The organism is Nocardioides aquiterrae (assembly GCF_039526625.1).
Classification (GTDB): Bacteria; Actinomycetota; Actinomycetes; order Propionibacteriales; family Nocardioidaceae; genus Nocardioides; species Nocardioides aquiterrae.
The window spans coordinates 34427-59111 of record NZ_BAAAJE010000002.1; the positions used below are offsets into that span (position 1 = coordinate 34427).

General features: G+C 71.4%; 24 protein-coding genes and 1 tRNA gene. 2 read left to right on the top strand and 23 right to left on the bottom strand.

The window, feature by feature from the left end:
- Positions 1-5: 5 nt before the first annotated feature.
- From ABD086_RS02590 to argS, 21 genes are all read right to left on the bottom strand, one after another.
- Positions 6-917: a F0F1 ATP synthase subunit gamma gene (locus ABD086_RS02590; RefSeq protein WP_343905373.1), complete on the bottom strand. Its 912-nt coding sequence runs from the start codon at positions 915-917 to the stop codon at positions 6-8.
- A 6-nt stretch (positions 918-923) separates the two neighbouring features.
- A complete protein-coding gene (gene atpA, locus ABD086_RS02595; RefSeq protein WP_343905375.1) occupies positions 924-2567 on the bottom strand; it encodes a F0F1 ATP synthase subunit alpha in 1644 nt (547 codons plus the stop codon).
- A gap of 55 nt (positions 2568-2622) precedes the next feature.
- Complete coding sequence (locus ABD086_RS02600; protein ID WP_343905377.1) at positions 2623-3432, bottom strand: F0F1 ATP synthase subunit delta; 810 nt, start codon at positions 3430-3432, stop codon at positions 2623-2625.
- On the bottom strand, positions 3432-3956 hold the full coding sequence (locus ABD086_RS02605) for a F0F1 ATP synthase subunit B (protein ID WP_343905378.1): 525 nt from the start codon (positions 3954-3956) through the stop codon (positions 3432-3434). The genes ABD086_RS02600 and ABD086_RS02605 overlap by 1 nt, the downstream gene beginning before the upstream one ends.
- Before the next feature lie 49 nt (positions 3957-4005).
- Entirely contained in the window at positions 4006-4257 is a 252-nt protein-coding gene (locus ABD086_RS02610; protein WP_275744229.1) for a F0F1 ATP synthase subunit C, read from the bottom strand.
- A gap of 76 nt (positions 4258-4333) precedes the next feature.
- Positions 4334-5227 (bottom strand): F0F1 ATP synthase subunit A, encoded by an 894-nt coding sequence (atpB, locus tag ABD086_RS02615; protein WP_343905380.1) that lies wholly within the window; start codon positions 5225-5227, stop codon positions 4334-4336.
- Positions 5224-5643 (bottom strand): hypothetical protein, encoded by a 420-nt coding sequence (locus ABD086_RS02620; protein WP_343905382.1) that lies wholly within the window; start codon positions 5641-5643, stop codon positions 5224-5226. The genes atpB and ABD086_RS02620 overlap by 4 nt, the downstream gene beginning before the upstream one ends.
- A gap of 33 nt (positions 5644-5676) precedes the next feature.
- The gene (locus ABD086_RS02625; RefSeq protein WP_343905383.1) at positions 5677-5895 is read right to left on the bottom strand and encodes an AtpZ/AtpI family protein; all 219 of its coding nucleotides are present in this window, start codon (positions 5893-5895) and stop codon (positions 5677-5679) included.
- A gap of 250 nt (positions 5896-6145) precedes the next feature.
- Complete coding sequence (locus tag ABD086_RS02630; RefSeq protein WP_343905385.1) at positions 6146-7288, bottom strand: glycosyltransferase family 4 protein; 1143 nt, start codon at positions 7286-7288, stop codon at positions 6146-6148.
- Positions 7288-7947 (bottom strand): L-threonylcarbamoyladenylate synthase, encoded by a 660-nt coding sequence (locus ABD086_RS02635; RefSeq protein WP_343905387.1) that lies wholly within the window; start codon positions 7945-7947, stop codon positions 7288-7290. The genes ABD086_RS02630 and ABD086_RS02635 overlap by 1 nt, the downstream gene beginning before the upstream one ends.
- A 4-nt stretch (positions 7948-7951) precedes the next feature.
- Positions 7952-8788, bottom strand: a complete 837-nt coding sequence (gene prmC, locus ABD086_RS02640; protein WP_343905389.1) for a peptide chain release factor N(5)-glutamine methyltransferase — start codon at positions 8786-8788, stop codon at positions 7952-7954.
- Positions 8785-9858, bottom strand: coding sequence for a peptide chain release factor 1 (gene prfA / locus ABD086_RS02645; protein WP_343905391.1), 1074 nt, complete (start codon positions 9856-9858; stop codon positions 8785-8787). Before prfA ends, prmC begins: the two co-directional genes overlap by 4 nt.
- 95 nt (positions 9859-9953) lie before the next feature.
- Positions 9954-10178, bottom strand: coding sequence for a 50S ribosomal protein L31 (gene rpmE / locus ABD086_RS02650; RefSeq protein WP_343905392.1), 225 nt, complete (start codon positions 10176-10178; stop codon positions 9954-9956).
- Positions 10179-10510: 332 nt separating this feature from the next.
- Positions 10511-12133 carry a sensor histidine kinase gene (locus ABD086_RS02655; RefSeq protein ID WP_343905394.1) on the bottom strand — a complete coding sequence of 541 codons (1623 nt, stop codon included), beginning with the start codon at positions 12131-12133 and terminating at the stop codon, positions 10511-10513.
- Positions 12134-12188: 55 nt separating this feature from the next.
- Positions 12189-12560 (bottom strand): response regulator transcription factor, encoded by a 372-nt coding sequence (locus tag ABD086_RS02660; RefSeq protein WP_343905396.1) that lies wholly within the window; start codon positions 12558-12560, stop codon positions 12189-12191.
- Positions 12561-12668: 108 nt separating this feature from the next.
- The gene (gene rho / locus ABD086_RS02665; RefSeq protein WP_343906442.1) at positions 12669-14486 is read right to left on the bottom strand and encodes a transcription termination factor Rho; all 1818 of its coding nucleotides are present in this window, start codon (positions 14484-14486) and stop codon (positions 12669-12671) included.
- 276 nt (positions 14487-14762) lie between these two features.
- Positions 14763-15668, bottom strand: a complete 906-nt coding sequence (gene thrB / locus ABD086_RS02670; protein WP_343905398.1) for a homoserine kinase — start codon at positions 15666-15668, stop codon at positions 14763-14765.
- A 7-nt stretch (positions 15669-15675) separates the two neighbouring features.
- Positions 15676-16758: a threonine synthase gene (gene thrC / locus ABD086_RS02675; RefSeq protein ID WP_425571545.1), complete on the bottom strand. Its 1083-nt coding sequence runs from the start codon at positions 16756-16758 to the stop codon at positions 15676-15678.
- A gap of 11 nt (positions 16759-16769) precedes the next feature.
- Positions 16770-18080, bottom strand: a complete 1311-nt coding sequence (locus tag ABD086_RS02680; protein ID WP_343905402.1) for a homoserine dehydrogenase — start codon at positions 18078-18080, stop codon at positions 16770-16772.
- Positions 18080-19483, bottom strand: coding sequence for a diaminopimelate decarboxylase (gene lysA / locus ABD086_RS02685; protein ID WP_343905404.1), 1404 nt, complete (start codon positions 19481-19483; stop codon positions 18080-18082). Before lysA ends, ABD086_RS02680 begins: the two co-directional genes overlap by 1 nt.
- Positions 19484-19490: 7 nt before the next feature.
- Positions 19491-21155 carry an arginine--tRNA ligase gene (gene argS / locus ABD086_RS02690; protein WP_343905406.1) on the bottom strand — a complete coding sequence of 555 codons (1665 nt, stop codon included), beginning with the start codon at positions 21153-21155 and terminating at the stop codon, positions 19491-19493.
- A gap of 138 nt (positions 21156-21293) precedes the next feature.
- Here argS and ABD086_RS02695 point away from each other — a divergent pair.
- A tRNA-Arg gene (locus ABD086_RS02695) sits at positions 21294-21366 on the top strand.
- Between the two features lie 254 nt (positions 21367-21620).
- Complete coding sequence (locus ABD086_RS02700) at positions 21621-23024, top strand: hypothetical protein (protein ID WP_343905408.1); 1404 nt, start codon at positions 21621-21623, stop codon at positions 23022-23024.
- Between the two features lie 45 nt (positions 23025-23069).
- Here the strand turns inward: ABD086_RS02700 and ABD086_RS02705 are convergent, their stop codons facing one another.
- Together ABD086_RS02705 and ABD086_RS02710 are read right to left on the bottom strand one after the other, a co-directional pair.
- Positions 23070-23969 (bottom strand): LCP family protein, encoded by a 900-nt coding sequence (locus tag ABD086_RS02705; RefSeq protein WP_343905409.1) that lies wholly within the window; start codon positions 23967-23969, stop codon positions 23070-23072.
- Complete coding sequence (locus ABD086_RS02710) at positions 23969-24559, bottom strand: hypothetical protein (protein WP_343905411.1); 591 nt, start codon at positions 24557-24559, stop codon at positions 23969-23971. The genes ABD086_RS02705 and ABD086_RS02710 overlap by 1 nt, the downstream gene beginning before the upstream one ends.
- Positions 24560-24685 lie beyond the last annotated feature (126 nt).

A 24685-nucleotide genomic window follows, 5' to 3' on the forward strand; every position in this document is an offset into this window, starting at 1 on the left:
GTCCTTCACTCACTCCCCGCTTGGGCGTCGGCGAGCGCGTTGACGCCTCCGACGATCTCGCTGATTTCCTGGGTAATACCGGCCTGGCGGGCCTGGTTGGCGATTCGGGTGTACTTCTTGATGAGCTCGTCCGCGTTGTCGGTGGCGGACTTCATCGCCTTCTGACGGGCGGCCAGCTCGGAGGCGGCCGCCTGCAGCAGCGCGAAGAAGATCCGGCTCTGGACGTACTGCGGGAGCAGCCCGTCCAGCACCGCCTCCGGGGACGGCTCGAACTCGTAGAGCGGCAGCACCTCGTCCGACGCCGGCCGCTCCTCGCCCTCGACGACCTCGAGCGGCAGCAGCCGCACGTCGGTCGGCTCCTGGAGGAGCATCGAGCGGAACCGGGTGAACACGACGTGGACCTCGTCCACCGCGTGCTCGCCGTCCTCGTCGAGGAACGCGTCGATCAGCGTCCTGCCGATCTCGTGAGCGGCGTCGTACGACGGCTGGTCGGAGAACCCGGTCCACGACTGCACGACGGGGCGACCACGGAACTTGTAGTACGCCTCGCCCTTGCGGCCGCAGATGTAGGTGTCGATCTCCTTGCCCTCGCTCCGCAGCTTCTCAGCGAGCCGCTCGGCCTCCTTGAGCACGCTCGAGGAGTAGGCGCCGGCCAGGCCGCGGTCGCTGGTCACGATGAGCACGGCGGCCCGCTTGGGGTCCTCCGGCTCGCGGGTCAGCGGGTGGTCGACGTTGGAGTACGTCGCCACCGCCGAGACCGCCCGGGTCAGCTCACGCGCGTACGGCGCGGCCGACTGGGCCCGCTGCTGCGCCTTGATGATGCGGGACGCGGCGATGAGCTCCATGGCGCGGGTGATCTTCTTCATCGACTCCGTCGACTTGATCCGCGCCCGGTACTCGCGCACCGAGAGAGCCATGTGCGATCAGCCCCGCTTCTGCTTGACGATCTGCTCCTGCTCGACGTCCTCGTCCTCCAGGGCCTCCGCCTCGGGCTCGTGGCCGACCTTGATCGAGCCGCCCTCGGACGTCTCGAACTGGTCGAGGAAGGAGTCGTAGGCATCGGCAAGGGCGGATGCGGTGTCGTCCTCGAACTTCTGCGTCTCCCGGATGGCCGACAGGATGCCGTCGTGCGAGCGGCGCAGGTAGTCGAGGAACTCGCGCTCGAAGCGGAGCACGTCGGCGGTCGGCACGCGGTCGAGGCGACCGGTGGTGCCGATCCACAGCGAGACGGTCATCTCCTCGAGCGGGTACGGCGAGTACGCCGGCTGCTTGAGCAGCGCCATCAGGCGCTGGCCGCGGTCCAGCTGCTGCCGCGAGGCGGCGTCCAGGTCGGACGCGAACATCGCGAACGCCTCCATCGCGCGGAACTGCGCGAGGTCGACCTTGAGCGAGCCGGTGACGGCCTTCATCGCCTTGGTCATCGCGGCACCACCCACGCGGGACACCGACACACCGACGTCGATCGCCGGGCGCTGGTTGGCCGCGAACAGGTCCGACTGCAGGAAGATCTGGCCGTCGGTGATCGAGATGACGTTGGTCGGGATGTACGCCGACACGTCGTTGGCCTTGGTCTCGATGATCGGCAGACCGGTCATCGAGCCCGCGCCCATGTCGTCGGACAGCTTCGCGCAGCGCTCGAGCAGCCGGCTGTGCAGGTAGAACACGTCGCCCGGGTACGCCTCGCGGCCCGGCGGGCGGCGCAGCAGCAGCGACACGGCGCGGTAGGCCTCGGCCTGCTTGGTCAGGTCGTCGAAGACGATCAGGACGTGCTTGCCGTCGTACATCCAGTGCTGGCCGATGGCCGAGCCGGTGTACGGCGCGAGGTACTTGAAGCCCGCGCTGTCGGACGCCGGCGAGGCGACGATCGTCGTGTACTCCAGTGCGCCGGCCTCCTCGAGGGCGCCACGCACCGAGGCGATGGTCGAGCCCTTCTGGCCGATCGCGACGTAGATGCAGCGGACCTGCTTGGCCGGGTCGCCCGACTCCCAGTTCTTCTTCTGGTTGATGATCGTGTCGATCGCGATCGTGGTCTTGCCGGTCGCGCGGTCGCCGATGATCAGCTGGCGCTGGCCGCGGCCGATCGGGGTCATCGAGTCGATCGCCTTGATGCCGGTCGCGAGCGGCTCGTGGACCGACTGACGGGCCATCACGCCCGGGGCCTGGAGCTCGAGAGCACGGCGGCCCTCGGACTCGATCTCGCCGAGCCCGTCGATCGGGGTGCCGAGCGGGTCGATGACCCGGCCCATGAAGGCGTCGCCGACCGGGACCGAGAGGATCTCGCCGGTGCGGCGCACCGTCTGACCCTCCTCGATGCCCTCGAAGTCACCGAGGATGACGACACCGATCTCGCGGGTGTCGAGGTTCAGGGCGATGCCGAGCGTGCCGTCCTCGAACTCGAGGAGCTCGTTGGCCATCGCCGAGGGCAGACCGCTCACGCGGGCGATGCCGTCGCCCGCCGTCGCGACGGTGCCGACCTCTTCCTTGCTGGCCGCCTCGGGCTGGTAGTCGGCGACGTACTTCTGCAGCGCGTCGCGGATCTCCTCCGGACGGATCGAAAGCTCCGTCATCGTTGTCCCTACTCTCTTGTCTCTACTGAAGTCTGTGGTCTGGGGCCGGTGGTGCTCAGCCGACCAGCTTGCGCCGGGCGTCGTCGAGGCGGCTCGACACGGTGCCGTCGATCACGTCGTCACCGATCTCGACGCGGACGCCACCGAGGACGGTCGGGTCGATGACCTCGTTGACGTGGATCTCGCGGCCGTACTGCTCGCTCAGCGCCTTGACCAGTCGGTCGCGGTCGCCGTCGCTGAGCGGGGTGACGGCCCGGACCGTGGCGACGTACTCGTTGCGCGCCTCGGCCGCCACCCTGCGGTAGTTCTCCAGGGCGGAGGTCACCGTCCGGTAGGTCCCGGCCAGCGCCTGCTTGGCCAGCGCGAGGGTCGCCGGGAGGACCTTGCCGCCGAGCAGCCGGTCCAGCAGCTGCTCCTTGTCCGCGCGGGAGCGGGCCGGGTTCGAGAGCGCGTCGCGCAGCTCGGGGTTGGCCGTCACCGTGCGGCTGAGGGCGAACACCTCGTCGGCGAGCCGGTCCGCGTCGTTGCCGACCGACGTGACGAGGGCCAGCTCTCCGAGCCGCTCGAGGGCGTCCGGCAGGTCGCGGCTCGAGGTCCACCGCAGGCTCGCCGCCTTCCTGACCAGGTCGAGCGTGGTCGGGTCGACCTTGCCCTCGAGGACCTGGGTGACCAGGCCCTGCTTGGGCTCGGCCGGCAGCGAGGCGTCGGTGGCGACCCGGCGCAGGGACGGCTCGTCGCGCAGCAGCCGGGCGACGGTGAACAGCTCACCGGCGACCTGCTCCGCGTGCGAACCGGCCCGCAGGGCGCTGCCGAGCTCGGTGGTCAGCTCCCGGAGGGAGTCGGCCGAGGCTCCTCGCAGATCCATCAGCGGGCGCCTTCCAGCTCCGACAGGAACCGGTCGACCACGCGGCTCTGGCGGGCCTCGTCCTCGAGGGACTCCCCGACGATCCGGCCGGCCAGGGTGGTCGCGAGCGTGCCCACCTCGCTGCGCAGCTGCGCCATGGCCGCCTTGCGGTCGGCCTCGATCTGCGCATGCGCGTGCTCGACGATGCGGGCCGCCTCGGCGTTCGCCTGCTCACGCATCTCCGCGATGATCTGGGCGCCCTGCTCGCGGGCCTCCTCGCGGATCCGCGCGGCCTCGTGGCGCGCGTCGGCGATCTGGGACTTGAACTCCTCCTCGGCCGCGTGGGCCTCGGACTTGGCCTCGTCCAGCTCGGCGAACTGGGCGCGGATCGCGTCCTGCCGGGCGGTCATCGCGCGGTTGATCGGCGGGATGACGTACTTGCCCAGCAGGAACAGCAGCAGCGCGAACGCCGCGAGCTCGACGAAGAACGTCGCGTTCGGGACGAGGAAGTTGCTCTCCATGGGAGTGATCGCAACGCTTGCCATCGAATGGGTTCCTTTGCTTGCTTCTGACTGGGTGGGGCCGGGCCCCGGGTCAGCCGAGGACGAAGACGAACAGCGCCATGAACGCGAGGTTGATGAAGAACATCGCCTCGACCAGACCCACCGTCAGGAAGAAGATGGTCTGCAGGCGGCCCTGCGCCTCGGGCTGGCGGGCCACGCCCTCGATGTACGACGAACCGGCCAGACCGTCACCGATACCGGCACCGATCGCGCCGCCGGCGAGGGCGATGCCACCACCGACGAAGGCACCGGCCAGGGTCACGGCGTCATCAGTTACTGCCATTGTCTCTTCTCTCCTCAGGTTTAGCGCCGGGGAGTGGCGCTGGTGATTACCTCTGTCGGCGCCTGACCGGGGTCGGTCAGTGCGCTGGTACGGGGGACGGCTCGGCCGAGGCCGCGTCGTCGTGGCCGACGGTGTCGTCGTGGTCGGCCGGCTTCTCACGCTGGTCGCCGTGGTGCTCCTCGTGGTCCTCGTGGTCCTCGTGCCCGGCACCGGCCATCGCGAAGTAGAGGACGGTCAGCAGCGCGAAGATGAAGGCCTGGATCAGGCCGATGACACCGTCGAAGGCCTTCCAGAGCAGGTTCGGCGCCCACATCGCGTAGATCGGGATCAGACCGATCAGCGCGAGCATGATGCCGCCGGCGAAGATGTTGCCGAAGAGTCGCAGCGCGAGCGTGATCGGCTTGATCAGCTCCTCGAGGATGTTCAGCGGCAGCAGCACCGGGAACGGCTCCAGGAAGTGCTTGAAGTAGCCCTTCACGCCCTTCTGGCGGATGCCGTAGGCCCAGACGCTGATCATCGTGACCGCGGCGAGCGCGTAGGTCAGGTTGGTGTCCGCGGTCGGGGCGGGCAGCAGGTGCGTGTCGTGGTTGAGCTCCGTCGGCACCAGCTCCAGCCAGTTCGCGAACAGGATGAAGAAGAACAGCGAGATCGCCAGCGGGGCGACGAACGGGTGCACCCGGCCCAGGTTGTCCTCGACCTGCTTGTTGACCTCGCCGACCACGGCCTCCCAGAGGATCTGGGTCTTGGTCGGCACGTGGTCCTCGGTGGTGCGCCTCATCTGGCGGACCACCCAGAAGCCGAGGAGGAGCACCAGGCCACCGGCGACGAGCGTGGAGATGATGGTGTCCACGTTGAAGGTCATCCCGAGCCACTCGGCGGTCTTGTGGTGGCCGATCTGGATCGTCGACTCCTCTCCCCCACCGCCCGAGGCCATGGGGAGGAGACCGGTGAGAGTCTGCAGGCCGGTCATGGGTTCTTCAGCTCCTTCAACAGCGGGATCGTGGTCATCACCAGGGCGATGAGCCGGAAGATGGCCAGGCCGAGCAGCAGGCCGATGCCGTCGGGCCAGAACATCACGGCGATGCCGAGGGCGACCACCGTGAGGAGGGTCAGCCGGACGATCGTCGCGGCGATCATCTGGTTGCGGGACGGCTGCTCACCGGACGAGATCGTCTTGAGCAGCCAGAACTCGGTCGCGAGGTGGTTGACCAGCCCGAGCAGCACACCGCCGGCGATACAGCCCGCCAGCCGCCACTCGCCGAGCTGGCCGACGATCCAGAAGCTGGCGACGACCATGCCGAGGCCGACCAGCTCGATCTTGCGCTGGTCCCGGACGACCCGCCAGATCGACGGCTTGCCCGGCGGCTGGGCGGTGGGGTCGGTCATCGCATCGCTCATCTCGGTCAGACTCATCGGTGCTCACCCCCGGAGGGCGGCACGGACCTTGACGACGAAGCCGGCGCAGCCGGCGAGGATGCCCAGGCCGATCCCGACCAGGACGAAGACGGGCGACGTGCCGGCGGCCTCGTCGACGAGGTACCCGATGACCAGGCCGGCCACGACGGCACCGGCGAGGAGGCCTCCGAGGCCGATGAGGTCGCGGCCACGCAGACCAGCGTCGGAGCCTTCATCGACCATCCACCCAAGTCCCATTCGTCGAGGCAGCCACTGGCAGGGAAGAACACGCCGGGGGCGTGGGCACGGGAAGTTGCCCAGCCATCGTCAACCGGCGACTGCGCGAAACTACCACAGCCCGCCAGGTCGCTCGGCAGCGGTGTCATCGGGGTCCGGATGGTCGCGGTCGTCATGGTCGGCGGCCGTTCTCTCGTGGTCGTCACGGGTGCTTGTGAAAACTAGCACAAGCGCTCAGGGGCCTTGAAACCCGGGGTCAGCCCTCGTCGGCCAGCGCCACCGACGGGCGGTGCAGCTTGGGCAGCACGAACGTCGCGCCGACCGTCAGCGCGGCCATCACCCCGAGCGACGTCCACATCCAGGCCTCGTCGCTGTAGAGGCTCACCAGCACCGCCCCGAAGGCGACCAGGGCGGCCCACATCCACATGATCAGCACGGCGCGGCGGTGCGAGTGGCCGATCTCCAGGAGCCGGTGGTGCAGGTGCTGCTTGTCCGGGGCGAACGGCGAACGGCCGGCGCGCGTCCGTCGTACGACCGCGAGCACCAGGTCGAGGATCGGGACGACCAGGATCGAGATCGGCAGCAGCAGCGGCAGCAGCGTCGGGAGCAGGCTCGCCTGCGACCCGGCCGCGCCCTCGGTGATCTGGCTCGCGGAGAACTGCCCGGTCAGGGTCACCGCGCTGGCGGACAGCACCAGGCCGATCAGCATCGACCCGCTGTCCCCCATGAACAGCCGGGCCTGGTGGAAGTTGTGCGGCAGGAAGCCGGCGCAGGCGCCGGCCAGCGCGGCGCTCAGCAGCGCACCGGTCGTCGCCAGGGTGACGTTGTTGAAGCTCGACAGCTGGTAGCAGTACACGAAGAACGCCGCGGCCCCGATGCCCACCACCCCGGCGGCCAGCCCGTCCAGCCCGTCGACGAAGTTCACGGCGTTCACGGTGGCGACCACGATGAACCCGGTGAGCAGGGCCCGCTGGGCCGGGTCGATCGCGTACTGCACGTCGTCGGGGCCGGGGAAGAAGTAGTACTGGATGCCGAACGCGATGAGGAAGCCGGCGGCGAGCACCTGGCCGCCGAGCTTGGTGAGGGCGTCCAGCTCGAACAGGTCGTCGAGCACGCCCACGGCGCAGATCAGCGCCCCCGCCACGAGCACGATCCCGGCGTCCCGGAACACGAACGGGTCGCTCTGCGAGAGGAACGGGAGCTCGCGGGCCACGACGTACGCCGTCACCAGGCCGCCGAGCATCGCGAGCCCGCCGAGGTACGGGATCGGCACGGCGTGCACGTCGCGGTCGCGGACCCTCGCCACCGCACCGGTCCGCAGCGCGATCTCCCGCGCGATCACCGTGAGCAGGTAGGTCGCCGCAGCGGCGACGAGGAAGACGAGGAGGTACTCCCTCATCAGCCCTCGTCGGTGATGGTCGCGCCGAGCGGCTCGAGCACCTCGTTGAGCTGCTCGAGCGAGAGCGCCCCGCGCCGCAGGGCCCGGCCCTGAGGGCCGGTGCAGTCGACGATCGTGGAGGCCTCGCCGCCCGGGGACTCCCCCGCGTCGACGATGACCGCGACCGCGTCGCCGAGCATCTCCTCCGCCTGGTCGGCGTCGGTGGCGGCCGGCATGCCGGTCTTGTTCGCCGAGCTCACGGCCAGGGGGCCGGTGCGCTCGAGGATCTCGCGGGCGACCTCGTGGTCGGGCATCCGGACGGCGACCGTGCCGCGGGTGTCCCCGAGGTCCCACTGGAGCGAGGTCTGCTGGTGGCACACGAGCGTGAGCGGCCCGGGCCAGAACGCCTCGACGAGCGCCCGCGCGTAGCCGGGCACCCGGACCGCCAGGGCGTCGAGGGTCGTGACCGCGCTGACCAGCACCGGCGGCGGCATCTCCCGGCCCCGGCCCTTGGCCGCCAGGAGGCCGCGGACGGCCGCCGGGTCGAAGGCATCGGCGCCGATGCCGTACACGGTGTCGGTCGGGAGCACGACGAGCTCTCCGCGCTGCACGGCGAGGCTCGCGGCCTCGACCGCCTCCTCGCGCTCCTCCTCGGTGCCGGTGGCGTAGCGATCACTCACGAGGTCATCGTGCCAGTCGCGCGGTCGTGAAGCGCGGCCGACCTGCCAGGTCCGTGTGGTCCCGCACGTCGGCCCACCGGCCGGTCTCGGCGAACACCGCGGGGGCCGACTCGCCCTGCACGTCGGCGTGCTCGAAGCCGACCACTCCCCCGGGCTGGAGCAGCACGGCCGCGCGCCGTTCCAGCACCCGGATCGCGTCCAGCCCGTCGGCGCCGGAGAACAGCGCCAGGTGCGGGTCGTGGTCACGCGCCTCGGGTGCGACCGACTCCCACGCCTCCAGCGGGACGTACGGCGGGTTGCAGGTGACGACGTCCACCGTGCCGGCGAGGTCGTCGAAGGCGGTGGCGAGGTCGCCCTGCCGCAGGTCGACGCCGGTGCCCTCGAGGTTGCGCTCCGCCCAGGACAGGGCGTCCTCGCTGAGCTCGACGGCGTGCACGTCGGCGCCGGGCACCTCGTCCTTGACCGCCTTGGCGATCGCGCCGGACCCGGTGCACAGGTCGACGACCACACTGCCGTCCGTGGCGTGCTCGACCGCCCAGCCGGCCAGCAGCTCGGTCTCGGGCCGGGGCACGAACACCCCGGGACCCACGGCCAGCTCGACGTGGCGGAACCACGCCACGCCGGTCAGGTGCTGGAGCGGCTCGCGGCGGGCGCGGCGCTCGACGAGGTCGGCGTACTCCTCCTCGGCCGAGCGGGCCACCTCCTCGACGAGCACGAGCCGTCCGCGGGTGGTGCCGAGGACGTGCGCGAGCAGCTCCGCGGCGTCGTGCTCGGGGCTCGCGACGCCGCCCTCCCGCAACCGCGCGGTCGCGGCCGTGAGCAGATCGCGGCGGTGGGTCACTGCTCGAGCGCCTCGAGGCGGGACGCGAGGTCGGCCTCGACGCAGGAGTCGAGCACCGGCTGGAGGTCGCCGTCGAGCACCTGGTCCAGGTTGTAGGCCTTGTAGCCGGTGCGGTGGTCGGAGATGCGGTTCTCCGGGAAGTTGTAGGTGCGGATCCGCTCGGACCGGTCGACGGTGCGGACCTGGCTGCGGCGGGCCTCGCCGGCCTCGGCGTCGGCGGCGTCCTGGGCGGCCTGCAGCAGCCGGGAGCGCAGGATGCGGAGCGCCTGCTCCTTGTTCTGCAGCTGGGACTTCTCGTTCTGGCAGCTGACCACGATGCCGGTGGGCAGGTGCGTGATCCGGACGGCCGAGTCGGTGGTGTTGACGCTCTGCCCGCCGGGACCGCTGGAGCGGAAGACGTCGATGCGCAGGTCGTTCTCGTCGACCTGCACGTCGACCTGCTCGGCCTCCGGCAGGACGAGCACGCCGGCCGCGCTGGTGTGCACGCGGCCCTGCGACTCGGTGACCGGAACGCGCTGCACCCGGTGCACGCCGCCCTCGAACTTCAGCAGCGCGTACGGCGCCTCGCCCGGCTCGGGCGTCCCCTTCGCCTTGACCGCGACGGTGACCGACTTGTAGCCACCCAGGTCGGACTCGGCGGCGTCGAGGACCTCGACCTTCCAGCCGCGCGCCTCGGCGTACCGGGTGTACATGCGCAGCAGGTCGCCCGCGAACAGCGCGGACTCCTCGCCGCCCTCCCCGGACTTGACCTCCAGGATCGCGTCCTTGTCGTCCGTGGGGTCGCGCGGAACCAGCAGGCGGCGCAGCCGCTCCTCGGCGTCGTGCCGGCGAACGGTCAGCGCGTCGGCCTCGTCCGCGAAGGTGGGGTCCTCGGCGGCGAGCTCGCGGGCGGCCTCGACGTCGTCGCCGAGCTGCTGCCAGTCCCGCCAGGCGCCGATGATCGACGACAGCGCGGCGTACCGCTGGTTGAGCTGCTTGGCCAGCCGGGCGTCCGCGTGCGTCTCGGGCGCGGCGAGGCGCTGCTCGAGCTCGGCGTGCTCCGCGAGCATGCCCTCGACGGCTTCGAACATCGGACCCTCCTTCGCTGCGCTGCCGGACACGAGCTGCTGAACAAGACACGAGCGCCGGCCCTGCCCGATGGGCAGGAGCCGGCGCTCGGTGGAAGCTACTTCTTGGCGTCAGCAGCCTTCTTGGCGTAGCGGGCCTCGAAGCGGGCCACGCGGCCGCCGGTGTCGAGGATCTTCTGCTTGCCGGTGTAGAACGGGTGGCACTGCGAGCAGACGTCGGCGTGGATCGTGCCGCTGGTGGCAGTGCTGCGGGTGGTGAACGACGCGCCGCAGGTGCAGGTCACCTGGGTCTCGACGTACTCCGGGTGGATGTCCTTCTTCATGGTGTCCTCTCATCGGCCGCCGGGTCGCCTCATCCCTGGTGAGTCGGCGTGAACCGGAGCCAGCACACGATTGTGTCATGAGAGGGAACGTCGCGGTAATCGAGGATGTTCCCGCCGACTCGGCGCGAATGCAGCCCCGCACCGGGCCGACTCGGCGCGAATGCAGACCCGCACCGGGCCGACTCGGCGCGAATGCAGACCCGCACCGGGCCGACTCGGCGCGAATGCAGACCCGCACCGGGCCGACTCGTCGCGAATGCATGCGGCTGGTCTGCAGTGGCGCCGACTCGAGGTCGATCCGACCTGCAGTGGCGCCGACTCGGCGGATGAGGTCAGCGGCGGCGCGGGAAGGCGGGGACGATCCGGGGTACGTCGGGGTCGGGCTCCGCCCGGGCGGCGGCCTCGGCGGCGGCCGCCTCCTCGGCCTCGAGCAGCTCGTGCGGGAGCGGGCCGGGCACCTGGTCGGGCACCACCGTGAGCCGGACCGAGACCGTGGTGCCCTCGCCCTCCACGGAGTCGATCACGACGTCGCCGCCGTGGTTGTCGATGATCGTCTGCATGATCCGCACGCCCAGCCCGGTACCCGCGATCTCGTTGTAGACGGCGTTCGAGGCCCGGAAGAAGCGGGTGCCCAGACGGTCGATCTCGCCGGCCGGGATACCGATCCCGTGGTCGGTGATGGTCACCTCGGCCGTCGCGCCGGAGCGGCGGAGCGCGACCGCCACCCGGCCACCGTCGTGGCTGAACTTCACCGCATTGGTGAGCAGGTTGAGGAAGGCCCGGTGCAGCATCGCCCGGTCGGCCAGCACCGGGACCACGTTCTCGGGAGTGTCCACCTCGACGTGGATGTCGCGGCGGGCGGCGGTGATCCGGATGTCGGTGACCACCTCGCGGACCAGCAGCGCGAGGTCGATCGGCTCCATGTCCGCCGCGCGCCCCTCGGCGCGCGACAGCGCGAGCAGGTCGTCGATCAGCTGCTTGAGCCGGGCGACGTTGCGCCGGGTGGCCTCGAGCATCCGCTCGTGCCGGGGCTCGAGCCGGTCCTCGAACTCGTCCGCCACCAGCTCGAGGTAGCCGGCGATCGTCGTGAGCGGCGTACGCAGCTCGTGGGAGACGTTGGAGACGAAGTCGTCGCGCGCGGTGTCCAGGCTGCGCAGCTCGCTCTGGATCCGGCCCTCGACCGCCCGGGCCCGGGCCTGGGCGTCGGCGAACTCGTTGAGCGCGGTCGCGACCGCGCGCACCTCCTTCGGACCGGTGAGCTCGGCCCGGACCTCGTGGTCCTGCTTGGCCATCCGCTGGACGACCTTCTCGAGGCCCAGCAGCGGCTGGGACAGCTCGACCATCAGCCTGCGGCGGGACCGGGAGACGAACCACCAGAACACCACGGCCAGCAGCACCACGGCCAGGATCGTGCCCTTGAGGCGGAACGACGCTGCGGTGCTGGACTCGCGGACCCGGCTGTCGAACGTCTCGGTGGTGGCCTGGTGGGCGCTGCGGACCGAGTCGAACAGCTGGCTGCTCAGGCGCACCTGCTGCGGGGTCGCCGGGGTGCCGCCGTCGGTCTTCATGCGCGGCGCGGCGTACCGGGCGATCCACTCCTGCGCGGCGCGCTCCTGGCGGACCACCAGCAGCTCGAGCTCGTTGTCGCCGCGCGCGAACTGCCGGACCACCTGCTCGTCGGCCGGCAGCCGGACCAGCGCCTGCTGGTAGTCGTCCGCGGCCGCCTTCGCCCCGGTGCTGCCCCACTCCGCGACCGCGGCGGACATGTCGGTGAGGTCCTGGTAGACGCTCTGGTTCGCGGCCGCGGCCGGCTGGAGGTCCTGGGTCAGGTCGTTGACCGCGGCGGTGGACAGCACGACGCCGAGCACGGCGATGGCAGCCATCGCCGCCGCCATCGCGCCCAGACGGACGATGACCGGCGAGACCAGTCGCGCGACCGGACGCCCTCCGCTCATGACCCCTTACCCCCTCGGGAAGGGTACCGCCGCACCCGGACCGGGTTCCGGCTTTTCAGACAGAACGGGTGAGCAGCGCCTGCACGCGGGAGGCGAGCTCGCGGGGGCTGAACGGCTTGGTGATGTAGTCGTCCGCGCCCGAGTCGAAGCCGGTCTCGACGTCGGACTCCTGGGCGCGGGCCGTCAGCAGGATGACCGGGAGGTCGGCGAGCGCCGGGTCTGCGCGGATCGCGCGGATGGCGTCGAGACCGGAGACCCCGGGCATCATCACGTCGAGCACGGCCAGGTCGGGCCGCTCCGCCTGGCAGGCGTCGATCGCCGCCGCCCCGTCGGACACCGCCACGACGTCGTGGCCGAGCGTGGACAGCTTGAACTCCACGAGCTCGCGGATGTCGACGTCGTCGTCCGCAACCAGGATCCGGGCCACTCGTCCCCCTCTGATGATCGGTGTGCGCCTCGCAGCCTAGCCCCGATCGGCGCCGAGCGAGGCAGAAGGGCCGCTCCTGGAGAACGACCCTTTACCGTCTCGGTTCCGTCAGTCCTCGCGGCTGCCGCTGCTGGGCGTCGGCGTCGTCTTCTGGACCTGCATGAGGAACTCGATGTTCGTCGTCGACTTCCGCAGCCGCTCGAGCAGCAGCTCGAGGGCCTGCTGGTGGTCCAGCGACGACAGCACCCGGCGCAGCTTCCAGACGATCTGGAGCTCCTCGGGGCTCATCAGCAGCTCCTCGCGGCGGGTGCCGGACTGGATCGCGTCGATGGCCGGGAAGAGCCGCTTGTCGGCGAAGTCGCGGCGCAGCCGGATCTCCATGTTGCCGGTGCCCTTGAACTCCTCGAAGATCACCTCGTCCATCTTCGAGCCGCTCTCGATGAGCGCGGTGGCCAGGATCGTCAGCGAGCCGCCGCCCTCGATGTTGCGGGCCGCGCCGAAGAACTTCTTCGGGGGGTACAGGGCCGCGGAGTCCACGCCGCCGGACAGGATCCGCCCGCTCGCCGGTGCCGCGAGGTTGTACGCGCGGCCGAGGCGGGTGATCCCGTCGAGCAGCACGACCACGTCGTGGCCCAGCTCCACCAGGCGCTTGGCCCGCTCGATGGCGAGCTCGGCGACCATGGTGTGGTCGCTCGCCGGGCGGTCGAACGTCGAGGAGATGACCTCGCCCTTGACCGAGCGCTGGAAGTCGGTGACCTCCTCCGGGCGCTCGTCGACCAGCACGACCATGAGGTGGACCTCGGGGTTGTTGGTCGTGATCGAGTTCGCGATCGACTGCATGATCATCGTCTTGCCGGCCTTCGCGGGCGAGACGATCAGCCCGCGCTGGCCCTTCCCGATCGGGGCGGCGATGTCGATGACCCGGCCGATCAGGTTGTCCGGGGTCGTCTCCAGGCGCAGGCGCTCCGAGGGGTAGAGCGGGACGAGCTTGGAGAAGTCCACCCGGCTCTTGGCCGCCTCGGGATCAGCGCCGTTGACGCTGTCGATGCGGACCATCGGGTTGAACTTCTCCTTGCGCTCGCCCTCGCGGGGCTGGCGCACCTGGCCGACGATGGCGTCACCGCGGCGCAGGCCGTACTTGCGGACCATCGACAGCGAGACGTACACGTCCTCGCTGCCCGGCAGGTACCCGCTGGTGCGGACGAAGGCGTAGTTGTCCAGCACGTCGAGGATGCCGGCCGCCGGGACCAGCACGTCGTCCTCGAGGATCGTGGTGTCGGGCTCGTTGCGGCCGCCGGGCCGGTCGCGGTCGCGGCCCCGGCGCCGCCGGTTGCGGCGGCTGCCCTGGCCGTCCTCGCCCTGGTCCGCGTGGTCGCCCTGGTGGCGGTCCTGGTCCTCGGCGCGGTCCTGACTCCGGTCCTGGGTGCGGTCCTGGGTGCGGTCCTGGGTGCGGTCCTGGGTGCGGTCCTGGGTGCGGTTCTGGCTCCGGTCCTGGGCACGGTCCTGGCCCTGGCTGCGGTCCTGGTTCCGGCCCTGGTGGCCACCCTGCTGCCCGCCCTGGCCCTGCTGGCGCTCCTGCCGGTCCCGCCGGTCCTGCTGGTCCTGCTTCTGGTCCTGCTTCTGGTCCTGCTGCCGGTTCCGCTGCTGGTCGCGGCCGTCCCGCCGGTCCTGCTTCTGGTCCTGCTTCTGGTCCGGGCGGGTCGAGGCCGGCTCGTCGCGACCCTGGTCGCGCTGTTCGCGCTGGTCCCGCTGCTCGGACTTCCGCTCGGGCTGCTGCTCGGGCTGCTGCTCCGGCTTCTGCTCGGACGACCGGACGCCTCCGGACTGGTGGGCCTTGATCGCCTCGACCAGCTGGGCCTTCTTCATCGACCCCGCACCCGGGATCCCCATGCCCGCGGCCATCGACTTCAGGTCGGCCAGCAGCATGGAGTTGAGCCCGCCACCGCGCTTCTTCGCCGGCTTCTCGCCGGCGGCGGTGGTGGCTTCGATGGTTTCCGTCACGTGAGGTCCTTCCCACGTATCAGTGCCGATCCGGCCTCGGGCCGGCGGCGTCGGGTTCGTCGCCCCCGCGGCCTCCGGGCTGCGCGAGAGAAGGGCAGCCACGGGTGCGCGGCGGTGCCGCGCGTGGACGAGGAGGTGGGCGCTCCGAGATCTCGGGCGCGTGCCCAAGATACACCCGCTCCTCGCGCGGTGTGGCATCCGCTACACGATCCGCGCGCCGTCCCTGTCGATCGTCAGGTGGTGGGCCGCCCAGCCGTCCGGGCGGCGGGCGAGCAGCCCGGCCGCCCCGGGCGCGTCGGCGAAGGCGAGCACGGTGGGCCCGGCGCCCGACACGATCGCCGGTACGCCGTCGGCGCGCAGCGCGTCGACCAGCGCCAGCGACTCGGGCATCGCGGGGCGCCGGTAGTCCTGGTGCAGGTAGTCGCGGGTCCCGCGCAGCAGCTGCTCGGGCTGGCCGGCGAGGGCCGCGACCAGAAGAGCCGCCCGGCCGGCGTTCGCCGCCGCGGCCGCGTGCGGCACCTCGGCGGGGAGCAGCCCCCGTGCGACCTCGGTCGACACCGGCGTCGGCGGGACCAGCACCACGGCCTCGATGCGCGGGTCGACCGACGAGCGCACGGCGTAGAAGTCCCCCTCGCCGGGGTCGCGGCCCGAGATCACGAAGCCGCCGTAGAACGCCGGCGCCACGTTGTCGGGATGGCCCTCGATCCGCGCGGCGAGCCGGAACAGGGCGTCGTCGTCGACGAGCAGCGAGCCGCCCGCGACCAGGCCCCGGGCCAGCACGACCCCGGCCACGATCGCGGCGGACGAGGACCCGAGCCCGCGGGCGTGCGGGATGACGTTGGTGCACGAGAGCCGCAAGCCGGGCGGCTGCACGCCGGCGAGGCCGAAGGCCGCGCGCATCGAGCGCACCACGAGGTGCGACTCGTCCAGGGGCACGTCCCCCTCCCCCGAGCCCGTCACCACGACCTCGAGCCCCGAGCCGGTCACCTCGGCCTCCAGCTCGTCGCGCATCGAGAGCGCGAGTCCGAGGGAGTCGAAGCCCGGGCCGAGGTTCGCGGAGGTGGCCGGGACCGAGACGCGGACGGGGCCCTCGACGAACGTCGTCATGCGGCGCTCACGCCAGCCCGGCGGCCTCGGCGGCGGCGACGACGTCGGCGTCCACGACCGTGTCGACGATCGTGCCGCCGCTCTCGGTGAAGCCCTCGAGCGCGGTCACGGTGTCCTTCAGGCCGTGGCCGGTCACGGTGATCGCGACCGTCGCGCCGCGGTAGGACTCGCCGCCCGCCAGCTCCTGCAGCAGCCCCGCCACGCCGGCCGCGGAGGCCGGCTCGACGAAGACGCCGTCCCGGGCCGCGAGCTCCCGCTGCGCGGCCAGGATCTGGCCGTCGCTGACGGAGGCGAAGCGGCCACCGGACTCGTCCCGCGCCGCCTCGGCGAGCTTCCACGACGCGGGGTTGCCGATCCGGATCGCGGTCGCCCGGGTCTCCGGGTCGGGGAACGGCTCGCCGGTCACCAGCGGCGCCGCGCCCTCCGCCTGGAACCCGCGCAGCACCGGCCTCCTCGTCGCCATCCCCCAGTCGGCGTACTGCGTGTAGCCCAGCCAGTACGCCGAGATGTTGCCGGCGTTCCCGACCGGCAGGAGGTGGTAGTCGGGGGCGTCGCCGAGGAAGTCGACGATCTCGAAGGCCGCGCTCTTCTGTCCCTCGAGGCGAACCGGGTTCACGGAGTTGACCAGCGCGACCGGGTAGTCCCAGGCGAGGCCCTTGGCCATCGCCAGGCAGTCGTCGAAGTTGCCGCGCACCATGATCACCTGGGCGCCGTGCAGGATCGCCTGCGCCATCTTCCCCGCGGCGATCTTGCCCTCGGGCACCAGCACCAGCGGCTTGAGGCCGGCCTTCGCGGCGTACGCCGCCATCGAGGCGGAGGTGTTGCCGGTCGAGGCGCAGACGACCGCGGCCGCGCCCTCGTGCTTGGCGACCGAGATCGCGGCGGTCATGCCGCGGTCCTTGAACGAGCCGGTGGGGTTGTCGCCCTCGACCTTGAGCCACACCTCGGCGCCGGTGAGGCCGGAGAGCCACTCGGAGAAGACCAGCGGGGTCCCGCCCTCGCGGAGCGTGACCGCCGGGGTCCCCTCGGGGATCTGCAGCAGGTCGCGGTACTCCTCGATCACGCCCCGCCACTGGTGGGTCCGGGTGATGTCTCCGGTCTTCACTCCGACACTCCTTCGACGCGCATCACCGAGGTGACCTCGCGGACGATGTCCATGCCGCGCAGGTGCTCGACGGTCGCGCTGAGCTGCGCGTCGGTCGACTCGTGCGAGACGACCACCAGCTGCGCGTCGAGCCCGCGGCCCTCCTGGCGCACCGTCTGGATCGAGACGCCGTTCTCGGCGAAGGCCGTCGCGACCGCGGCGAGCACGCCCGCGCGGTCGTCGACGTCGATCGCGACGTGGTAGCGCGTGACGGTCTCGCCCATCGGCAGGACCGCCCGGTCGGCGTACGCCGACTCACCGGCGCCGCGGGTGCCCGCCAGCCGGTTGCGGGCGACCGTCACCAGGTCGCCGAGCACGGCGGACGCGGTCGGCGAGCCGCCGGCGCCGGGCCCGTAGAACATCAGCTGGCCGGCGGCCTCGGACTCCACGAACACCGCGTTGTAGGCCTCGCGGACCGACGCCAGCGGGTGGGACCGCGGGATCATCGCGGGGTGCACGCGGACGGCGACGGCGCCCTGCCCGTTCTCGTCGGTCCGCAGCTCGCAGATCGCCAGCAGCTTCACGACGCTGTCCATCTCCACGGCCGACTGCACGTCGGCCGCGGTCACCTCGGTGATGCCCTCACGGTGGACGTCGGCGGCGGTCACCCGCGAGTGGAAGGCAAGCGAGGCCAGGATCGCCGCCTTCGCGGCCGCGTCGAAGCCCTCGACGTCCGCGGTCGGGTCGGCCTCGGCGTACCCGAGCTCCTGGGCCTCCTCCAGCGCCTCGGCGAAGCCGGCTCCGGTGGTGTCCATCTTGTCGAGGATGAAGTTCGTGGTGCCGTTGACGATGCCGAGCACCCGGGTGACCTTGTCGCCGGCCAGCGACTCGCGCAGCGGGCGCAGGATCGGGATCGCACCGGCGACGGCCGCCTCGTAGTAGAGGTCGCGGCCGGCCTTCTCGGCGGCCTCGAACAACGTGGGCCCGTCCTCGGCGAGCAGCGCCTTGTTGGCGGTCACGACCGAGGCGCCGTTCTCGAGCGCGGCGAGGATCAGCGACCGGGCCGGCTCGATGCCGCCGATCACCTCGACCACGAGGTCGACGTCGTCCCGCGTGACCAGGCCCATCGCGTCCGTGGTGAGCAGCCCCTCGGGCACCTCCACGTCGCGCGCGGCGTCGAGGCGCCGTACGGCGACGCCCACCAGCTCGACCGGGGCGCCGATGCGGGCCGCCAGGTCGCCGGCCTGCTCACCGAGCAGCCGCACCACCTGCGAGCCCACCGAACCGCAGCCCAGCACGGCCACCTTGAGGGCCTTGTCGCTCTCCACTACTGATCACCCATGTCCGTCGCCAACAGGTCGTCCACAGTCTCGCGGCGGACGACCACCCGCGCGACCCCGTCCCGCACCGCGACCACCGGGGGGCGCAGCGCGTGGTTGTAGTTGGAGGCCATCGAGCGGCAGTACGCCCCGGTGCCGGGCACCGCGACGAGGTCGCCCGGCCGGATGTCGCCCGGCAGGAACTCGTCCTTCACCACGACGTCGCCCGCCTCGCAGTGCTTGCCGACCACGCGCGCCAGCACCGGAGGCGCGTCCGAGGCCCGCGAGGCGATCGTGCAGGAGTAGTCGGCGTCGTACAGCGCGGTGCGGATGTTGTCGCTCATCCCGCCGTCGACGGAGACGTACGTGCGCACCGCGCCGCCGTCCAGCTCGACCCGCTTCACGGTGCCGACCGTGTAGACCGTGCACATCGCCGGGCCGACGATCGCGCGCCCGGGCTCGATCGACAGGCGCGGCTCGGGGATGCCGAGCGCGCGGCACTCGTGCTCGACGATCTTGCTCATCTCGGTCGCCAGCTGCGCGGGGTCCGAGGGGTCGTCCTGGGTCGTGTACGCGATGCCGAAGCCACCGCCGAGGTCCATCTCCGGCAGCGTCACGCCGAGCTCCTCGGAGACCCGCGCCTGGAGGGCGAGCACCCGGCGGGCGGCCACCTCGAACCCGGACGAGTCGAAGATCTGGCTGCCGATGTGCGAGTGCAGCCCGAGCAGCTCGATGCCGGGAGCGGCCTGCACCCGGCGGACCGCCTCGAACGCGTCGCCGGAGGTGATCGAGAAGCCGAACTTCTGGTCCTCGTGCGCGGTGGCGATGTACTCGTGGGTGTGGGCCTCGACGCCGGCGGTCACGCGGATCATCACCCGGGCGGTCGTCCCGGACTCCGCGGTGACCGACTCGAGCCGGGCGATCTCGTCGAACGAGTCGACGATGATCCGGCCGACGCCCTCGGCCACCGCCCGGCGCAGCTCGATCTGCGACTTGTTGTTGCCGTGGTAGCCGATGCGGGCGGGGTCGAACCCGGCCCGCAGGGCGACGGTCAGCTCGCCGTCGGAGCAGACGTCGAGGCTGAGCCCCTCCTCCTGCACCCACCGCGCGACCGCGGTGCACAGGAACGCCTTGCCGGCGTAGAAGACGTCGTACTCCGCGAACGCGTCGCGGAACGCCCGCGCCCGGGCCCGGAAGTCGGCCTCGTCGAGGACGTACGCGGGGGTGTTCACGTTCGCCACCAGCTCGGGGACGGCCAGCCCCCCGACGTGCAGCTCACCGGCGACCTTGTGCGCGGTCTGGGACCACAGGTGCGCGACCAGCGCGTTCGGGTCGCTGGGCTGGCGCAGCCAGGCCGGGCCGCGCAGGGCGCCGGAGGCGTGCGCCCACCCGGCCTCGTGCGTCGTGCTCATGCGCGGATCACATCCGCTCGGGCGCCGAGACGCCGAGCAGGCCGAGGCCGTTGGCGAGCACGGTCCGCGTCGCGGCCACCAGGACCAGGCGGGCCCGGTGCAGGTCGGTGGTCTCCTCGTCGCCCATCGGCAGCACCCGGCAGTTGTCGTAGAACCGGTGGTAGACCCCGGCCATGTCCTCGAGGTAGCGGGCGATCCGGTGCGGCTCGCGCAGCTCGGCAGCGGCGGCCACCACGCGCGGGAACTCCGCCAGCGACCGCAGCAGCTCCCCCTCCTTCTCGTGGGACAGCAGCGCCGGGTCGAAGTCCGACGTCGAGAACGCGACGCCGAGCTCGGTGGCGTTGCGCAGGATCGAGGCGATCCGGGCGTGGGCGTACTGCACGTAGAAGACCGGGTTGTCGCTGGACTGCTTGGTGATCTCGGCGATGTCGAGGACCAGCGGTGAGTCCGCGGGGTAGCGCGCGAGGGAGTACCGCAGCGCGTCGGTGCCGATCTCGTCGATCAGCTCCTCGAGCGACACGATGTCGCCGGCGCGCTTCGAGAGCCGGACCTCCTCGCCCCCGCGCACGATCTTCACCAGCTGCCCGATCAGCACCTCGATGTTGCGGTCCGGGTCGTCGCCGGCACAGGCCGCCATCGCCCGGAGCCGGCCGACGTACCCGTGGTGGTCGGCACCGAGCAGGTAGATGCAGCGGTCGAAGCCGCGCTGGCGCTTGTTGACGTAGTACGCCGTGTCGCTCGCGAAGTAGGTCAGCTCGCCGTTGGACCGGATCAGCACCCGGTCCCTGTCGTCGCCGAAGTCGGTGGTGCGCATCCACAGCGCGCCGTCGGCCTCGAAGAGGTGGCCCTGCGACCGCAGCTTCTCGAGCCCGCTCGCGACGTCGTCGCTGTCGTGCAGGCTGCGCTCGGAGAACCACACGTCGAAGTGGGTGTTGAAGCGCTCGAGCTGCCGCTGCTGGTCGGCGAGCTGGAGCGCGTACCCCTTCTCCCGGAACGTGACCTGCCGCTCCCCCTCGGGCAGGTCGAGGATCGTCGGGTCCTCGGCCACGATCTCCCGGGCCAGGTCGGTGATGTAGTCGCCGTGGTACCCGTCCTCCGGGGTCGGCCGGCCGAGCGCGGCGGCCTCGATCGAGGCGCCGAACAGGTTCATCTGGTTGCCGCGGTCGTTGATGTAGAACTCGCGGGTCACGTGCGCCCCCGCCGCCTCGAGCACCCGGGCGATCGCGTCGCCGACGACCGCCCAGCGGGTGTGGCCGAGGTGCAGCGGGCCGGTCGGGTTCGCGGAGATGAACTCCACGTCGATCTTCTCGCCGTCCAGCGTCTGCGTGTGGCCGTACGCGGCCCCGGCGTCGACGATCTGGGCCGCGACCACGCCCTGGGCGTCGGCCGACACCGTGATGTTGAGGAACCCCGGCCCGGCGATGTCGACGCCCGCGACCCCGTCGACCTGCTCGAGCCGCTGCTGGACGAGCGTCGCGAAGTCCCGCGGGTTCATCCCGGCCGTCTTGGCCAGCTGCAGGGCCACGTTGGTCGCGTAGTCGCCATGGCCCTTCTGTCGCGGCCGCTCCACCGTCACCGTCGTCGGGACGCCGTCCGGCAGGGTGATCGCACCCTCGGTGGACAGCGTCGTCAGCACGTCGACGATCGCGGAGGAGAGCTGCTCGGGAGTCACCGGCCAAGGGTATCGGCGCACCGGACGCGGGCTCGCACCGATATCGGTGATGGGACGTCGGCGGCGGAACGGTCGGCCGATTGCACGCCGCCCGCGACTCGGTTGTAGGGTTCTGGCAGTCCCGCACCGCGGGGCGATGCCTCCGTAGCTCAGGGGATAGAGCACTGGTTTCCGGTACCAGGTGCCGCAGGTTCGAATCCTGCCGGGGGCGCCCACTCGAGCGATCGCTCACGTGATCTGGAACACGTTGCAGAATTCTCGGTAAACGCCGGTTCAGACCGGACGTTACGGCCGCGCCCGAAATGGGCACGAGAGGTCAAGACCGGCTCGGGTTTCTCGGGCCCACCTCTCCCCAATTGCCGGTTCGCTCCACACAATCGACGCCACAGCATGGGATTCAGCAGCAGCCGCGGCTGACGGGGAGGGACGCCAGCGGCTCCGGCATTGGAAAGAGCAGGAACCGTTGTGAACACGTCGTCCCTCCGTAGGGCTGTCGCGACCGTCTCGGTCTGCGCCGCCGGTCTCGCCGGTACCCTCGCCACCACGTCCGCCGCGGACGCGGCCCACCACTCGAGCCGGCCCGCCGCGCGTGCCGGCGCCCCCGTCAAGACCGACCTCGGCTACAAGGCGACCGTCTACGGCACCAAGGTGCTGCTCGACGGCGTGGAGGTCCGCAACGCCAAGACCGCGTTCGCCCAGCAGCGCTGCACCCGGTACGCCGGCCGCGAGGTCACCAAGGGCACCGAGATCAGCGACCTGGGCATCCCGCTGGTCGCCGGCGGCCTCGCCACGTCGTACTCGAAGACCTACCGCAAGGACGGCGTGCACGGCGTCCGCGGCGTCAGCAACATCGGCGACCTCGAGCTCGGCGGCGAGTTCCAGGGCCAGCAGACCCCGACCCTGAAGCTGACCGGGCTCACCTCGGTCGCCGACGCCTTCCGCAAGGCCGACGGCACGTTCGACCACCAGGAGAGCTTCTCCTTCGACGGTCTCTCGATCGGCAACCTGCCCGAGGAGATCCCCCAGGAGCTCCAGGACCTGCTCGACCTGATCAGCGAGAACTCGGCCGACCTGGTCACCCAGGTCATCGACCTGCTCAGCTCGGTCACCGGCAACACCATCGACATCCCGGGCCTGGGCAGCATCGGCCTCGCCGGCGTGAAGTCCGGCAAGACCACCGCCCACTCGGCGTCCTCGCAGACCTACGCGCTGCGCCTGACCGTCACCGCGACCGGCCACCCGAGCGAGATCACCCTCGGTCGCGCGCGCACCGCGGTCTACGAGCCGGTCCCGGCCGGCGTCTTCCAGTCCCGCGCGATGGGCATGACCCTGCTGGGCAGCAACGACCTGGTCAGCCTCGGCGGCCTCGAGGAGCAGGCGCTCCCCTGCTCGGGCAGCGACGGCAAGGTCCAGCGGCACCACATCGCCGACGTGCGTGTGCTCGGTGGCCTGGCCACCCTCACCGGCGTGAAGTACGCGTTGAAGGGCGTCCAGCGGCCCAACGGCTCGGCCAGCGGCTTCGTCTCCACGAGGATCGGCTCGCTGGACATCCCGAGCATCGGCCTGGTCATCGACGGCGTCATCTCCCGGGTCGACCTCGCGAAGGCCGCCGACACCACCAAGGTGCGGCGCACGGTCCGGACCGGGATCGACAGCATCACGCTGAACGGCGAGAAGGTCGCGGTCCCGACCAGGGCCGGCCAGATCGTCGACCTGGGCAACGGCAACTTCCTGGAGTACCGCGTGAAGAGCCGGAACAACTGGACCGGCGTCGAGAGCCGGGCCCTGGTCCTCACGCTCCCGGACCTGATGCCGAACGGCGCGATCCTCGACCTCGCCTGGGCGGGCGCCCACATCAGCCCGAACTGACGAGGTCGCCCGACCCACGACGATCGGGCACTGCCGACTCTCGGGTCAGCAGTGCTCGATCGTCGCGTCGTTCCGGGCCTCGTTGCCGAGCCGGCGGGCCATGTCGACGTACGGCAGGACGACGCTGGCGCCGCCGATGTTGCCGATGCCGCCCTGGACCACGCAGCTGGTGATCTTCCTCGGCTCGACCTGGGCCATCGCCTGGGCGAGCCGGAAGAGCTCGGCGGGCGGGAGGTTCGTGGAGAGGTGCGCCATCACCGACAGCACACCCTTCTCGATGAAGCCCGGGACGTCGGCCCGGGCGCGCACCTTCGCCTGGATGCCGCGCAGCACCCGCTGCTGGTTGGCCGATCGGTCGAAGTCGCCGCGCAGCAGGTTGTGCCGGATGCGTGAGAACGCCATCGCGTCGTACCCGCCGAGGTGGATCTTCCCCTGCGGGAAGCCCTGCGGCTTGAGGTAGGTGTCGTCGAACGCGACCGGGTTGTCGACCTCGATGCCGCCGATGTCCTTGATCATCGCCTGGAAGAACTTGAACCGGCTGATGAAGACGTAGTCGGGCTGGATGCCGACCAGGTTCCCGACGGTCTGCCCGAGCAGCTGCGGGCCGCCGAAGTACAGCGACGCGTTGATCTTGTCGTAGCCGTGCCCCGGGATCGGCACCCACGAGTCGCGGGGCACGCCGATGGCGGTGGCTGCGCCGGTCCTCGTGTCCATCCCGACCAGCTGGAGCGCGTCGCCGCGGCTGCGGGTCATGTCCTCGCCGGGACGGGCGTCCGAGCCCACCGCCAGGATCCAGACCACGTCGGGGGTCAGGTCGACGCCGTTGGCCCGGTCGACCTTCACCAGCGCGACCTCGGTGCTCTTCACCGCGGAGTCCGGCACGACCAGGGCCGCGATCGCCAGCACCAGGCCGATCGTCGCGGTCCGGAGGATCCTGCGCCGCATCACACGGCCCCCTTCGTCATGTCGTAGCCGAAGACCTTCCAGCCACCGTCGGTGGGGGTGAGGAACAGCCGGCCCTTCACCCGCACCTCCTTCTCCAGGTCCCCGGTGGTGCCGAAGCCGAGGAAGACGTGCGCGGTGATCCCGACCGGGTGCTTCTTCACCGCGAGCACGTCGAGACGGACCACGCTCCGGTGCGGGACGACGCCGTCGATCCGGTCGCCGATGTCCTCGTTGCTCATCAGCGCCCGGTCGCCGTGCGCCTCCCGCTGCGCTCCCGCCGTGAACCCGGGCCAGCTGTCGGAGAAGTCGCGGCGCGGGTAGTCGCCGCCGAGGTACGCCGCCTCGGTCCAGCGCGTCACGACCTGGCCGACCTGCTGCGCGAGCCGGTCCCGCACCTGCGGGGCGAGCGTGCCGGTGACCTTGCCGAAGGTCACCCGCGTCGTGACGGGGTGGTCCGTGGCCTGCGCGGGGCCGGTCGGGCCGGCGTCGCCCGGATCGTCCGACCCGCCGCCGCTGCACGCGGTCGCCGCGAGGGCCAGCCCGAGCGTGGCGGCGACCGCCCCACCCACCCGTCGAGTGCGTCTGGTCATGCTTGCGGAACTCCCCTGGTCGGCTGCTGTGCGAGATCGTGTGACCGGCAGTGTGAGCGACGTGTCTGTGGCTCGCGGCACACCACGCCGAAATGCCCCCCGGCAGTCTGCATTTGCTGGGGCGGG

Bases quoted from the DNA above. Each gene is read 5' to 3' on its own strand.
- rho (WP_343906442.1), bottom strand. From the start codon at position 14,486: ATGCTGCTGGCCGACCTGAAGTCGATGGCCGCGGGCATGGGGATCCCG.
- rpmE (WP_343905392.1), bottom strand. From the start codon at position 10,178: ATGAAGAAGGACATCCACCCGGAGTACGTCGAGACCCAGGTGACCTGC.
- ABD086_RS02625 (WP_343905383.1), bottom strand. From the start codon at position 5,895: ATGGTCGATGAAGGCTCCGACGCTGGTCTGCGTGGCCGCGACCTCATC.
- atpA (WP_343905375.1), bottom strand. From the start codon at position 2,567: ATGACGGAGCTTTCGATCCGTCCGGAGGAGATCCGCGACGCGCTGCAG.
- ABD086_RS02600 (WP_343905377.1), bottom strand. From the start codon at position 3,432: ATGGATCTGCGAGGAGCCTCGGCCGACTCCCTCCGGGAGCTGACCACC.
- atpB (WP_343905380.1), bottom strand. From the start codon at position 5,227: ATGACCGGCCTGCAGACTCTCACCGGTCTCCTCCCCATGGCCTCGGGC.
- ABD086_RS02630 (WP_343905385.1), bottom strand. From the start codon at position 7,288: ATGAGGGAGTACCTCCTCGTCTTCCTCGTCGCCGCTGCGGCGACCTAC.
- prfA (WP_343905391.1), bottom strand. From the start codon at position 9,858: ATGTTCGAAGCCGTCGAGGGCATGCTCGCGGAGCACGCCGAGCTCGAG.
- ABD086_RS02710 (WP_343905411.1), bottom strand. From the start codon at position 24,559: ATGACCAGACGCACTCGACGGGTGGGTGGGGCGGTCGCCGCCACGCTC.
- ABD086_RS02620 (WP_343905382.1), bottom strand. From the start codon at position 5,643: ATGACCGACCCCACCGCCCAGCCGCCGGGCAAGCCGTCGATCTGGCGG.
- lysA (WP_343905404.1), bottom strand. From the start codon at position 19,483: ATGAGCACGACGCACGAGGCCGGGTGGGCGCACGCCTCCGGCGCCCTG.
- ABD086_RS02610 (WP_275744229.1), bottom strand. From the start codon at position 4,257: ATGGCAGTAACTGATGACGCCGTGACCCTGGCCGGTGCCTTCGTCGGT.
- thrB (WP_343905398.1), bottom strand. From the start codon at position 15,668: ATGACGACGTTCGTCGAGGGCCCCGTCCGCGTCTCGGTCCCGGCCACC.
- ABD086_RS02605 (WP_343905378.1), bottom strand. From the start codon at position 3,956: ATGGCAAGCGTTGCGATCACTCCCATGGAGAGCAACTTCCTCGTCCCG.
- ABD086_RS02590 (WP_343905373.1), bottom strand. From the start codon at position 917: ATGGCTCTCTCGGTGCGCGAGTACCGGGCGCGGATCAAGTCGACGGAG.
- ABD086_RS02655 (WP_343905394.1), bottom strand. From the start codon at position 12,133: ATGAGCGGAGGGCGTCCGGTCGCGCGACTGGTCTCGCCGGTCATCGTC.
- ABD086_RS02705 (WP_343905409.1), bottom strand. From the start codon at position 23,969: ATGCGGCGCAGGATCCTCCGGACCGCGACGATCGGCCTGGTGCTGGCG.